We start from the raw sequence: 13,654 nt of genomic DNA on the forward strand, positions 1-13,654 counted from the left end.
TTTCATACTTTCCCTCCATAATTAATAATAATAATATACAGTTTCATCTGACATTTCAAACATAAAATCTTTTCCACTCATTAATCGAACATGATATTTATATCTACCCATTTTAGTACCATACCATGTAGGTGATCCAAAACCTTCAAAAACTTTATATTTTCTTTGAAAACAATGCATTAATATGTATGTATCTTCATCAGTAGGATAAACCCTTAAATATATAACTTTGCCATTATAATCCCAGACAGTAACCTTTTCATCCGTACTTTCAACACCGTCTAGTCTATACTTGAACTCGGCATCCAAAACGTCATCAAACAGATATGACTTTGGTTCAAAAAATACCTTTTTATAAATGATACCATGGCTGTCAAGTTTTGTTTTTACCGTTTCCATATCATCTTTTATGTGGAGTCCATAAAAATATAAATCTCCAAGTTCCAATATATCATCGGATTTTCGATCGGCTTCTTCAAAATAAGTTTTATACCCGTCTCTGGTCATTATAATGGTTGTCGCCTCTGTCGGATAGTATACCTCGCTTCGATAAATAACATTATTTTCCTTTGTGTATGAATCATAATCCGGCGTTTCATAATATGTATAGCCTTTCCCGCTTGACTTTTTTAAATCGAGAGCATCAAAGGCAACTCTTTTTGAATCGGGAAGATAAAATTTATAAAATCCTATATCGTAAGCAAAAAACTTGATAAATCTTATTATTTTGTCATCTTTAAAGATTATATAAAAATCATTACTTGCATCTTCTTCTAAAGTCTTATCATCAGGAATGTAAGCCTTACAGCCCATCTCTTGTAAGCTTTTAGGCATCATTGCTGTAGGATATAAACCGTTAACTCCGAACTCTTTTAATTTGGCTAATGCCTGTTCATAGGTATCGTTTATATTTAAGTTATAAAATAATAAACTCCCCTTTGCCATATAGTGCTTTTCATCGGAAAGATATCTAAGCCCCTCTTTTTCGGCTTTTTTAGCGGGTGTTTCGTTTATAACTTCTTTTGTTTCCGCTTTTTCTTCTTTTGCCTGAGTTTCTTGAGGCGGAAGCTCTGTTTTCACAGATGTTTCAACTTTTCCTTCAACAGGTTTCTGTTCTTTAACCTCTTTAGAACACGAGAATAAAAGAACCGCTAATATTAAGATAAAAATAAGTTTTAATTTGTCTTTTTTCACTATAACCTCCATACCTTAAGATTTTAACATCTATATATAGAAGTTGTCAAGTGTTTTAGATTTAAATTCTTTTTCAGATAACCTCTTTTTACTTTTAGTTATATTCATCTCAAACTTCCTCCATAATTAAATATGCCTGCATTTACAAGATTTAATGAAAATAAATAATCTTTTTCATTTCTATCACTGTCGTAACCTTCAAGCCGCCTTAAAATAAATATATAAGGGCCCATCATAGTGCCGCAACAATAATAAAAAGGATCGTCGGCACTGATGAGAGGATATTTTCTTTTAAAATACTGCATTAAAATATATGAATCTTCTTCGTCTGTATGTACATCCAATAAAACTATCTTGTTTCCGCAACAGGCAACCCAATCAGATTTTTTTTTGGTTTTAAGTGCATAAATAAAATCATCAAGATTTACAGAAGTCGAATGATAAGAAAAGAAGTCGTCTTCATAATCTACATTGAGTTTATTCATTTTTTGTTTGACTATTTCAATATTATCTTTGATATTAAGTCCATAAAAATATAAATCACCGAATTCAAAAATCTCATCTGCAATTTTATCTGCTTTTTCAAAATAAGATTCATACCCAAGTCTTGTCATAATTACTGTAGTTACAGCTGTAGGTGAGTAATGCTGATTATGATAAATAACACATCCCATTTCCTTTTTATAATAATCATAGCCGCTTGAATCTGTTTTCATATCATCAACTATGGTTAATTTATTAGAAGTGCCGGCATTATAAAATTTCTCAAACGCCGTATGTTCCGCTTGATATTTTATAAATCTTATTATTTTATTATCTTTGAAAATTATATAAAAATCATTACTTAAGTCTCTTTTATAAGATGAATCATCGGGTATATATGCTTTACAACCAAGTTCTTGCAATTTTTTGGGCATAATTATTGAGGCAGGATAGAATCCGTCTACGCCAAACTTCCGTAGTTTTGATACAACTTCGTCATAAGTGTCATTTATATTTAAATTATAAAAGAGCAAACTTCCTTCCTTGTAATAATGTTCATCATTTGAACGATATGGAGTGCTCCTCGACATAAATCCGCTGCTTGGTCCGCCGTTAAGATTTCTTAAAAGATAAGTCTTACTTTCTTCTGCTAATTTTTCTGTCAAATTTTTAGTTTTTAAATCGGCTTCTTCTTTTGCCTGACTTTCTTTAGATGGAGACTCTGTTTTTGCAGATGATTCACTTTTTACTTCATTCTGTTGAACTGTTTCTACTTTTACCTCTACAGGCTTTTTTTCTTCCGCGGGTTCTTTAACCTCTTTAGAACACGAAAATAAAAGAACCTCTAACATTAAGATAAAAATAAGTTTTAATTTGTTACTTTGCATTAAGGCATTCTCCATAGCTCATATGTTTTTTTCAAGAGCACGTATTCCTGTAAATCTTCATCCCAAGAAAATACTGAATCAAATTTATCTGCATCTTTATAGTTATTTGATTTCATATAAATTCTTTTTTGTTCCCAATCTACAGAACTCAGATTATAACTATCCGGGCAAACATAATTAGTTTTAAAACCATCTTTATCAAATTCCACAAATAATAAACAATTATGCTCTTTATATTTATTATTCTCATCATAATAACCATACTCACAGAAAAAATATATCTCATTTATTCCGTTTTGGTTAAAGTCGGCAACTCGGCAGCAAGAGCGGGGATGATGTGAGTCAATATCAAATCCGAAATTCTTTGCCTTAAAATCAGGAGAAAAATAAATGTCTTTAACAGGTAAAATATATTCTTTAACTATCTTATACTTAGGTACTATAAATATTTTTACTGCACTTATAAACGTGCTAAAAGTCGTACTGTCTCCATCTTCAATATGGAATAGAACCAAATACTCGTCGCTGCCGGAATCAGTAAAGTTACCTTCTGCACAAAATAAGATGGTAGACCACAGATCATCATTTTCTAAGGGGTGATTTTCAGCCTCATATTCTACAAAATAATCGGCTATACCTTTGTAACCATAAAGGTTTGTTAGTTTTCCATTGACTTGTTTTTCTATTATTTCTTTATCTATCTTACCGATATTAACTTGACTTATAAGTTCAATTTTTGAAACATAATAAGCATCATCTGTTTGACTTTCTTTATAAGTTATTTTATACTCAAGTCTTTTTTTATCGTTTTTCTTATAGTATATCTCTCCTTCCTTTTTCTCCGCATCGAATGTTATATTAATAATCTCATTTTTATCAAAAAATCTATCCACTGTTTTCATGTTAGAAAATATATTATCAGTGCTATAAGGCCAAATTGATTCGCTTTTATTATATATCTCTTCTATAAGTTTATCAATTTTTTCTTGATGAATTTTAATTTTGCTTTGTTTTTCTTCTTCGATAATTTGCTCAGGTATTTTCTCAGGCTTAGGCAGTTCAGCTTTTATCTCAGCTATATTTTCTCGATTGCATGAGAATAAAAAAAATCCGAAAATTAGTATAAAGATTAATTTGTTTGTTTTCAATTTTGTCCTCCGGTTAGTAAATTCAAATTATAATAATATGCAAATAAATTTTCCATTAGTATCTTTTATATTCATATACCCTTTTAAAAAGAACATATTCTTTTAACTCTTCACTCCAAACAAATGTGTCTATCTTCTCTTGCCATCCGTTAAAGCCTTTAACGGCACTCAATACAGCATTCACTGTTATCATTTTTGTATTCCAATCAATAGAGGCTATATCATAGGTATCAATAGATATATAATTAGTTATAAATTCATTTCCATTAAATTCTACAACTAATACATTGCCCGGTTCTATATTAAATAAAACAGAAAAATATATTTCATTTATTCCGTTTTGATTAAAATCGGCAATCCTTCCTTGTGAAAATTGAAAACCAAAATTATCAAATTTTTTAAGATCGAGATGTGTGTAATCACCCCAAAAAAAAGCTCCGCGAGGAAAAGTTATGTAATAGTCATTAATTATCTTACCTTCAGAAACTATAAAACATCTCACTCTTTCTATAAATTGATCATATATTTCCGGATCAGGGTCATCTTCATAAAACATAACAAAATATTCATCATATCCTGAGTTTGTAAAGTTCCCCTTTACATAATCAAGGATTTTCATATCATACTGTTTATATCCCTTAGTTTTGACTCCCGTGTCCCAATCCGTATGGACAACCTCTTTAAATAAAGGATATTGTGTGTTTTCGTAATCTTCAAACAGTTTTATCATTTCATCTTTTTTTTCATCAGTTTTTAAATCGTATATTTCCTCATGTAATTGTTGTTCTATTATTTTTTTGTCTATATTACCTATATCTATAGAACTCATAAGCTCAATTCCTGAAACAGCATAATACTTCCTGAACTTCGGTTTTTTAATTTGTAAATTATAATCCAGTATTCTGCCGTTTTGAGTTTTTACCTTCTGTTTGCAGTGATAACTATCTCCTTCTTTTATTACTTCTTCAAAATTTGTATAATTATAAACCTTTTTTTTATGATCATACAAGCCTGTTATAGCCCTTTTCTGTTCAAGATCAGCATCTGTTGCAGCTACAGGAATTTGTGCTATAATAACATCCTCTTTTCTATAAAGCTCTCTTTCAAGCTGTTTAAGTTTCTCTTCGTATGTTTTACTTTTTTTGTATTTTTCTTCTAATTCCTTAATTTGTTCAGGACTCTTCACGTGCGTGTTATATTCGGGCTTTGATAAAAATTCATTTTCTTTCGGTTCAATTTTTGCAGATGATTCAACTTTTGTCTCCTCAGGCTTCTGTTCTTTAATTTCTTTAGAACACGAAAATAAAAAAGCTGCTAATATTAAGATAAAAATAAGTTTTAATTTGTTTTTTTTCATTATAACATCCTTACTTATATTGTTTATTTGATAAAAGAACATAACAATGCTCTTTTTCACACCACTGATATTCTGCAAAATATTTAGGTCTGGTATCTTTAGAATCCAATACCAGTGACCGAAATGGATTAGTTTCAACTACTATTTTAGATTGTTCCCAGTCAACCGATTTAAGAATATCTCCTCGATTAGTGATAGGTATTTCAACAAATCTATTATCAATAAATTCTATTGAGAAAAAACTTGAACCGAATACCTCTTTGCGGTGAACAAATATCTCGTTTATTCCGTTTTGATTAAAATCGGCAATCCACCCAAAAGAAAATTGCTCGCCCAAATCTATTTTTGTTTTATCTCTCGGTACAACATGCCCCCAATGCCCCGGGAGTTTATACATTTTAATTACTTTATCGTTTTCCATGATAAAACACTCGACATATTTTATATAGCTATACTCCAAAAGAAATATCCCATCTTCCAACTCAGATTTAGTAAAAGGAGCCGTAAACAAAACTATATATTCATCTTTTCCTGAATTACTAAAATTACCCTTTACATAATCCAACACCTTATACGGTTTGTCACCCGTTTTATGCCGGTATTCCTTGGTATATTTATTTATATATTTTTCAAATATTTTAATATTTTTATTTTTGTTTGGGTTTTTTGCAGCTTCCGTTATTTTTCCATGTACTCTTTTTGCTTCCGGTACATGCCGGTATGCTATTATTGGTTTATCTCTTAGTTCATAATTTGTATAAGCAAAATTTTTCGGATATGGATAAAAAGTATAAACAGCATCATATATTAATTCTTTTCCACTTGGAAGGTTTAATGTCTGTTTACAATAAATATTTTTATTATCCGAATCAACTTTGACTATCTCTGTATTTTTTTGTCTGTTTAGATAGTCAATACCGCTTTTTTCAAACTCTTCATACGAATTTCCATGAACATCGTACATATCTATTTCTAACTGGATTTTATGTAGACTCCAGGCATGTCTTTTTTTGCTTTCCAGTAATTGTATAAGCTCTGTTTTAGGAGTGTTTTCGTCGGTTAATACAATTGGAGGTTCTTCTTCAGTAACGTCATTTGTAACTACAGAGTTCCGCTCTTCTGCCGATTCTTTTATTTCTTTTGTACACGAAAATAAAAGAGTGCTGGCTAAGATTATTAAAGATATTTTTAGTTTCACAATAATTGCCCCTAATATTTTATATTTACCCAATCATCTTTAGTCCAATCCCATGACATCTTATATGACCTATTCGGAGATATATTACATGACTGAAGCCAATAGTTATCATCATCTTCATTCCATTGAAAGATTTCTTTATACCATAGTATACCATAGGTGTCGTCTCTCAATTCTATACTGTAATAGTTACCGTTAAAAGTTTTTTTATGCCAATCTACATTGTTAAATTCATCTCCTAAAATTTCTATACACTTAAATTCAAAGTCTTTATCGATAAATTCGGCCATAGTAATACGTACAGTACCCTTCCATGGAAAATATATATATATTTCATTTATTCCGTTTTGATTAAGGTCGGCTACCCACCCTTGAAAAAATTGTTTACCGAAATTAGTTATATAAGGCATTTGTCTCGGATTCAACGAACCATATAGGCTTGAACTTTTTTCATAAGCAGGTAAAAAAATACTGCCTCTAAAATAAATATCATATACTTTTTTAAATGTACTACCTTCAACAATAAAACAAGCTATATCGCATATATTATTTTTCCATGTTATATCAGATAGTTTTCCATCCTTACTATAAAAATTAGGATGATGCTCTCCGGCTTCTTCCATCTCTTTTCTAGAATCATCGGTAAAAAAAACTATATATTCATCATATCCCGAATTTGTAAAATTTCCTCTTATATAGTCCAACACATAATATGTATAATGATATTTATCATTTTTATCAAGTTTTGTCATATATGATTCAAACATAGGTATTAAGCTTTCTTTATCGGGATCTTCTTTTGATTCTATTACAATCCCGTGTACTTGTTCTTTTATTATTTTTTCATCAATTACCCCTATGTTTAACTCTTGCTCAAGTTCGTATTTTGTATTTATGAATTTTTTTGCTATTTTATCCCACTCATATTTTATACTATAAAAAAAATCCTTGCCGTTTTTAGCCGTTCTTTTTTGCCTGCATTCTATTTCTTTTTCTCTTTCGAATTTTATAACCTCAACATCGGTATAATAAATCCTGTTATCTTTTCCTATATTCGTCCCTGTATACAATGCTTGAATGTATACCAAATCATAATCATTTAATACAAAAGGAGTGCTTAAAAACTCATCTTCTTTTCCCTTCCCTGATACTCCTGATATTTTATTACTTTCTATCATTTTAGAAAATTTTTCTATTCGCATTTCTCTGCCGCTTTTTGTATCAGAAGCTTTACACGAAAATAAAAAAGCCGCTAATATTAAGATAAAAATAAGTTTTAATTTATTGTTTTGCATTATAATCTCCATGTTTAGGGTTTAATAATTTATTTTGTATCGGCCTTCCAAATGCCCAGCCACTCGCCTTCAGGTTTTTGGGAAATAAGGGTTTTACATTTTTCTGCATAGTGCTTTGAAGGAGGATCGGCTTCTTCCGTTTGAGCAAAAATATTTAAGGCTTCTTTAAAGTTTCCGGCATAGAATTCTTTTAAACCTCTACTAAAGGAATCGAGCAAGGCTTTTTTTTCGTTATAAGTTTTTTTGTCCATGACTTCATAAACAACTACGGGTTCGGATTTTCCCACAACTGCGGCGCGGGCAAGCTCTCTAAATTTTAGAACTGTGCCGCTTTCTTCAGCTTGTTTTTTTGCGGCCTCAGCGCACATTGTGTAAGAACCGAATTGCTTATTTAAGCCTTCCAGGCGGGCGGCCAAGTTTACCGAATCACCCAACATTGTATAATCGAAGCGGCTTACCGAGCCCATATTGCCGACGATGGCAAAGCCTGTATTCAGCCCTATTCTCATTTTAAAGGGCTTGCCTTGAGCCCGGTTTTCAAAATCGGCACGCCTTTCTTCAAGTTTTTTTTGACAAGCCCAAGCCGCTTCTAAGGCAGAACGGGCATGATGTTCCACTCGTGCAGGAGCATTCCAAAAAGCGATTATAGCATCACCTTCATACTTGTCGATTGTACCGCCCGAATCCAAGATAATTTTACTCATATCCGAAAGATAATCGTTTAAAAGCTCGGTAAGGGCCTCAGGGGTTAAACTCTCCGAGATTGAAGTAAAACCTTGCAAGTCCGAAAAGAAAATCGATATTTCTTTACGCTCCCCGCCGAGCTTTAATTGGGATGGGTCGGCAATCAACTGTTCAATAACGGCAGGGCTTAAATACTGCTTAAAGGCATTTTTTAAATAACGTCTTTGTTTTCCTTCAACCATGTAACTGACTGCGAGGGAGGCAACAAAAGATAAGACCATTCCGGCAAGCACCGAAGCCGCGGGTATCGCAATTCCTAAACGGAATAGATAATATGCGATAAAAAGATAGAGGGCAACAAAAACCAAAAAGCTCACAGTATTTACAATTATCGAAGCAGTTCTGGATTTTATTTTTTCCGAAAAAATTTCAGGCAAGCCTGCAAGAATAATACAAATTAAAATAATTAAAGCATTAATCAAAAAGCCTGTTTCTACAATCCTATTATCCGAAAGAATATTATCTAAAAGAGTTATATGAATGCCGACTCCCGGGTATGAAGCGGAAACGGGGGTTTGACAAATATCAAAAAGGCCGGGAGCATAGAGCCCGAAAAAAACATACATGTCTTCAAAATCTTCAGGCCGGAGTTCGCTTTCCCTACCCGCCCTTATGTCGGCTTGTGCCTTTAAAATATCGCCTGCACTGTAAGGCAAATAATCATCAATACTTTTTGTAAAGCGGAGATTAAGCTCCTCAGGCAAGGCCTCATCTTCATTCCCACCCACAAAATAAGAAGCAACTCCCAGAGTAGGAATCTTATAATTTTTCCACGAATAAAAAAGACGGGCACGTCTGATAGTTCCGTCAGAATCGGAAAGGCTGTTTACATTCCCTATAAGTCCGGCAGACGAAGCAATTTCTTCTATAGGAAAAATACCGGGTAATTCCTTAGCAGGGCCTAATCCATTTTTACTTAACTGTTCAGGCTTAGGCGCACTGTCAGGCCAGCTTTGTGTATTCCCTTGAACCCTGTCAAAAAAAACGGTTTGAATAACTATGCCGCTTTCCTTTGACGCATCAGCAAATTTTTTATCGTCCGCATTCCCATAGGAAGAAGGCTCCGTAAAAAGCATATCAAAGGCAACCGACTTTGCTCCGCCGCCTGAAAAAAAATCGACTATCTCGGCATAGGCTTCACGAGGCCAAGGCCACGTCCACCCCCTTTCGGAAGCTGCATAGTTTAAGCTTTTTTGATCTACCAAAACTAAAACAATCTCATCGGAGGGAGAAAAATAAGAAGCCGTCCTATTCATTCTGTCATCATAAAAAAAATATTCCGCCTGCTTAAAAACTCCCAAATAAATAAAAAAAAGCACAATGAAAAAAACCGGGATGGAAATAAAAAACAGCCTTCGTATTTTCTTCATAATTTTTTCCTTATTTCAGTTTGTTCTTTTGATAGCGGTTAAGCCTCGCTGGACGGTTATAGTCACCTGCAAGCTTTTTCGATTCCTTTTCTACGGATTTTATACGGGAAACGGCTGATGGGTGAGTTTTGCCGAAGCCTCTACTGTCATGTTTCTGTTTTTCATTCATAATTTTAAGCATCTCGGTCATAGCCTTGGGATCATATCCCGCCTTTGCCATCAGCTTGACGGCAAAACGGTCTGCATCATATTCTTGGCTTTTAGAATAACCTGAATTTACCAAGGTTGTTACGATTTCTTTTGATGCATCTTCTAAAAATTTAAGCTCTGTTTTTTTATCGGAGCCTACAGCCATTGTTGCCGAACTTTCTACAGCGGCAGCCGTTATTCTATTAGCCTTAATGGCTCCTATACCGTGCTTTAGTTGAATGTGCCCAAGCTCATGGGCTATGACACCGGCAAGAGCATCTTCGGAATCCGCACAAGACAATAGCCCCTTGGTAACCAGCACATGACCGCCGGGTGTTGCAAAGGCATTTATTTCGTCCGTATCCAATATCGCAACATGATAGCCGTTATAGGATTCAGGTACGTCGGAATTCAAAACCAAGGTCATACAGATCAAGTTAAGATAGTTTTCCAATGGCTTGTTCCTGTAGAGTTTATAATTGCTTAAAATAATGGCAGCCACTTCCCTGCCTATATAATACTCTTCCTCATTTTCAATAGGCTTCGAGGCTTCAACAATAGGGGCTGCAGCATCAATAGCATTTTTTGTAAAAGCAAGAGGATCATCTAAACTTCCCAATAGGGCACAAGATAGAACAACTACCGGTATTAAACTTATAATTACAAATAATCCGAATTTTTTCTTCATTATTCACCGTCCTTTAATAAGCCTTCTTTAATAAAAAAGCTCAAATCCGCCGGGTTTACCTTTATGCCTTCAACGCTGTCAACTGCCGCATAATTTTTTTTACCTGAGGACGAAAACTCTGAACCAGAACCTTCAGTTAGTCCCTTTCCTGCAAGTGACAACTCCTTTGCTTCTGCAGAAGTTTTTTTATCAAAAGAGCCGACTATTTTTTTCTTTGTAAGATTTGCCTTCGGAAGCCAGCCTACAATGTTCGGGTTTGAAACGGGAGAAACCTTCATCCATTTTCCTTTTTCTTCTAAAAGATATACCTGATCCCCGTACCTTACCCTCACAAGGTCTTTAGCAAAAAAACCTGAATCGGATTTTATCCAAGTCTCTTTTATATTCACATACATTTTTTTAGAGGATTTTTCCGCCGTCAGTATTCCCAAAACAACAAAAAACATAAGTAAACACAATATCTTAGATTTTTTCATAAAAACCTCCTTCTTAATGTGAAAATTGTATCACAAAAAAAGCCGCTTGTCCAGTTTTTATTATCGGCAGTTTTTAGTGAAATTCATTTCCGTGGGACATTTCTATGGTGTATTGACAAATCAAATTCCTGCCTGTTGCAAGATTTTTTGAATTTTGATATAATAACCTGTTAAGGTTATCATTGATTTGAAGACTTGTCTAACATCTTAAATCATTATTTTTTTATAGATTATAAACCTTAAGGAGTATGATTATGCACAAAATACTTGAAAAACGGCAATATTCGCCTGAGGTTTTTTATTTGCGCGTTGAAGCACCGGAAATCGCAAAAAACAGGCATCCGGGACAGTTTGTAATCGTTCAAATAGATACCAACTTCGGTGAAAGAGTTCCTCTCACAATTGCCGATGCAAATGCCGAAGAAGGCTGGATCGCCCTCGTTATTCAGGCCGTAGGAGCCACAACCATCAAACTTTGCAATAAAAACGTAGGTGATTCTATCGCTGCAATTTTAGGCCCTCTTGGACGCCCCTCCCACATCACAAAGTGTGGAACCGTTGCCTGTGTCTGCGGAGGTATTGGTGTTGCCCCAATGTATCCTATAGCTCAAGCCTTTAAAAAGGCAGGTAACAAGCTCATAGTTATCATCGGAGCAAGAAACAAGGATCTAATCGTTTTTGAAGATGAAATGAAAGCTATCGCCGATGAGCTCATCATTACAACCGATGACGGTTCTTATGGAAGAAAAGCTCTTGTAACCGTACCTTTAAAAGAACTCTGTGAAAGTCAAACTCCTCCCGATGAAGTTTTTGCAATAGGCCCGCCCATAATGATGAAATTCTGTGCCGAAACCACCCGTCCATTCGGAATAAAAACAACGGTTTCACTTAACACGATTATGATTGACGGTACGGGAATGTGCGGCGGCTGCCGTGTAACCGTAGACAATCAAATCAAGTTCGTATGTGTTGACGGCCCCGAATTCGACGCCCACAAGGTTGACTTCGATAATATGATGATGAGAATGAAGGCCTTCCGCGGACGCGAAGATCAGGATAGGCATAAGTGCAAGTCCGGTATTTTTAATTAAGGAGCGGAAAAATATGGAAAATATAAATAAAGAATGTCATAAACATGTAACCCATGAAGAGCTTTCAGATCGGGCCAAACAGCTTTGGGCCGATTTAAAGGGCAAAACCTTAACCCCTAAAGAAAGGGCTCAGATTCCTATTCAGGAAATGCCGACCCTCGATCCCCATAAAAGAGCCTCATTGATGAATGAGGTTGCCATGGGCTACACCGATGAACAGGCCCGCATTGAGGCGGAAAGATGCTTAAACTGCAAAAACAAGCCCTGCGTTAAAGGCTGCCCCGTAGGTATACCGATTCCCGAATTTATTGCCGAAATCCAAAAAGGCGATTATAAAAAGGCTGTCGATATTATAAAAACAACAAACCTCTTACCTGCAATTTGCGGACGCGTTTGTCCTCAAGAAAAGCAGTGCCAAGCTTTTTGTACTGTAGGTAAGATGCTCAAATCCACGGAACAGGCTGTAGCCATCGGCCGTCTTGAACGCTTTGTCGCCGACTGGGAAAGAAACAATAATAAGATTACCATTCCGCCCGTTGCTCCCGAAACCGGAAAAAAAGTTGCTATCATCGGTTCAGGCCCTGCCGGTTTGACCGTTGCAGCAGATGTCCGCAGGGAAGGCCACTCGGTAACCGTCTTTGAAGCCTTCCACAAAACAGGCGGCGTTATGGTTTACGGAATCCCCGAATTCCGCTTGCCGAAAGAAATCGTTGCAAAGGAAGTCGAAAACCTCGAAAAGATGGGCGTTGAATTCAAAACCAACTTCTTGGTAGGAAGAACCGAAACCCTTGAGCAGCTTTTAAAAGAAGACGGATATGATGCCGCCTTTATCGGAACCGGTGCCGGTCTTCCCAAATTTATGGGAATTGAAGGCGAAAACCTAATCGGTGTTTTTAGTGCAAACGAATACCTGACACGGGCCAACCTTATGAAAGCCTATGATGCAGAACACTCCGATACTCCTCTTTATGAGGCTGAAACCTTGGCCGTAATCGGAGGCGGAAACGTTGCTATGGATGCTGCAAGAATGGGCTACCGCCTTGGCTGTAAGAAGGTTTACTGTATCTACCGACGAACCCGTGCAGAAATGCCGGCCCGAATCGAAGAAGTTGCCCACGCCGAGGAAGAAGGCGTAGAGTTCTGCTTCCTTCAAAACCCCACAAGAATAATCGGAGATAAAGAAGGAAAGGTTTGTGCAATAGAAGTTTTAGACTATGAATTGGGCGAACCCGATGAATCCGGCAGAAGAAAGCCTGTAGCAAAGCCCGGGACCGAGCATCAAATAAAGGTAGATGCCGTAATTGTTGCCCTCGGAAACGACTCAAACCCCCTTATGGCTCAAACAAGTCACGGCTTGGAAGTTACCAAAAAAGGAAATATCGTTGTTGACGAAAACCAAAAAACCTCAATCGAGGGAGTTTGGGCAGGCGGCGACATTGTTTTAGGTGCTGCTACCGTAATTCTTGCAATGGGTGAAGGCCGAAAAGCCGCAGCCGCAATTAACGAATATTTAAAGACAAAATAAGTCTTTTAC

Annotated in this window: 11 protein-coding genes; 2 read left to right on the forward strand and 9 right to left on the reverse strand. The window is 35.5% G+C overall.

Annotation, left to right across the window (positions count from 1 at the left end):
• Positions 1–21 precede the first annotated feature (21 nt).
• From HYB91_RS10705 to HYB91_RS10745, 9 genes are all read right to left on the reverse strand, one after another.
• Complete coding sequence (locus HYB91_RS10705; RefSeq protein ID WP_253719506.1) at positions 22–1,194, reverse strand: hypothetical protein; 1,173 nt, start codon at positions 1,192–1,194, stop codon at positions 22–24.
• A 104-nt stretch (positions 1,195–1,298) separates the two neighbouring features.
• Complete coding sequence (locus tag HYB91_RS10710; RefSeq protein WP_253719507.1) at positions 1,299–2,564, reverse strand: hypothetical protein; 1,266 nt, start codon at positions 2,562–2,564, stop codon at positions 1,299–1,301.
• Positions 2,564–3,712 (reverse strand): hypothetical protein, encoded by a 1,149-nt coding sequence (locus HYB91_RS10715; RefSeq protein WP_253719508.1) that lies wholly within the window; start codon positions 3,710–3,712, stop codon positions 2,564–2,566. The genes HYB91_RS10710 and HYB91_RS10715 overlap by 1 nt, the downstream gene beginning before the upstream one ends.
• Positions 3,713–3,767: 55 nt before the next feature.
• Positions 3,768–5,069, reverse strand: coding sequence for a clustered-type lipoprotein (locus HYB91_RS10720; protein ID WP_253719509.1), 1,302 nt, complete (start codon positions 5,067–5,069; stop codon positions 3,768–3,770).
• Between the two features lie 10 nt (positions 5,070–5,079).
• On the reverse strand, positions 5,080–6,267 hold the full coding sequence (locus tag HYB91_RS10725; protein WP_371922097.1) for a clustered-type lipoprotein: 1,188 nt from the start codon (positions 6,265–6,267) through the stop codon (positions 5,080–5,082).
• Positions 6,268–6,278: 11 nt separating this feature from the next.
• Complete coding sequence (locus HYB91_RS10730) at positions 6,279–7,562, reverse strand: clustered-type lipoprotein (protein WP_253719511.1); 1,284 nt, start codon at positions 7,560–7,562, stop codon at positions 6,279–6,281.
• Between the two features lie 29 nt (positions 7,563–7,591).
• Positions 7,592–9,676: a CHASE2 domain-containing protein gene (locus tag HYB91_RS10735; RefSeq protein WP_253719512.1), complete on the reverse strand. Its 2,085-nt coding sequence runs from the start codon at positions 9,674–9,676 to the stop codon at positions 7,592–7,594.
• A 10-nt stretch (positions 9,677–9,686) separates the two neighbouring features.
• Positions 9,687–10,553: a M48 family metalloprotease gene (locus HYB91_RS10740; RefSeq protein ID WP_253719513.1), complete on the reverse strand. Its 867-nt coding sequence runs from the start codon at positions 10,551–10,553 to the stop codon at positions 9,687–9,689.
• Positions 10,553–11,029 (reverse strand): hypothetical protein, encoded by a 477-nt coding sequence (locus HYB91_RS10745; protein WP_002676764.1) that lies wholly within the window; start codon positions 11,027–11,029, stop codon positions 10,553–10,555. Before HYB91_RS10745 ends, HYB91_RS10740 begins: the two co-directional genes overlap by 1 nt.
• Before the next feature lie 254 nt (positions 11,030–11,283).
• On the opposite strand from HYB91_RS10745, the gene HYB91_RS10750 reads away from it, so the two are divergent.
• Both HYB91_RS10750 and gltA read left to right on the forward strand, forming a co-directional pair.
• The gene (locus HYB91_RS10750; RefSeq protein ID WP_002676763.1) at positions 11,284–12,120 is read left to right on the forward strand and encodes a sulfide/dihydroorotate dehydrogenase-like FAD/NAD-binding protein; all 837 of its coding nucleotides are present in this window, start codon (positions 11,284–11,286) and stop codon (positions 12,118–12,120) included.
• Between the two features lie 13 nt (positions 12,121–12,133).
• Entirely contained in the window at positions 12,134–13,645 is a 1,512-nt protein-coding gene (gene gltA, locus HYB91_RS10755; protein ID WP_002666101.1) for an NADPH-dependent glutamate synthase, read from the forward strand.
• The last annotated feature ends 9 nt before the right edge of the window (positions 13,646–13,654 follow it).

The organism is Treponema sp. B152, from assembly GCF_024181665.1.
Classification (GTDB): Bacteria; Spirochaetota; Spirochaetia; order Treponematales; family Treponemataceae; genus Treponema_B; species Treponema_B denticola.

Coding starts and splice junctions, on each gene's coding strand:
- HYB91_RS10750 (WP_002676763.1), top strand. CDS start 11,284: ATGCACAAAATACTTGAAAAACGGCAATATTCGCCTGAGGTTTTTTAT.
- HYB91_RS10735 (WP_253719512.1), bottom strand. CDS start 9,676: ATGAAGAAAATACGAAGGCTGTTTTTTATTTCCATCCCGGTTTTTTTC.
- gltA (WP_002666101.1), top strand. CDS start 12,134: ATGGAAAATATAAATAAAGAATGTCATAAACATGTAACCCATGAAGAG.
- HYB91_RS10720 (WP_253719509.1), bottom strand. CDS start 5,069: ATGAAAAAAAACAAATTAAAACTTATTTTTATCTTAATATTAGCAGCT.
- HYB91_RS10730 (WP_253719511.1), bottom strand. CDS start 7,562: ATGCAAAACAATAAATTAAAACTTATTTTTATCTTAATATTAGCGGCT.
- HYB91_RS10710 (WP_253719507.1), bottom strand. CDS start 2,564: ATGCAAAGTAACAAATTAAAACTTATTTTTATCTTAATGTTAGAGGTT.
- HYB91_RS10740 (WP_253719513.1), bottom strand. CDS start 10,553: ATGAAGAAAAAATTCGGATTATTTGTAATTATAAGTTTAATACCGGTA.
- HYB91_RS10745 (WP_002676764.1), bottom strand. CDS start 11,029: ATGAAAAAATCTAAGATATTGTGTTTACTTATGTTTTTTGTTGTTTTG.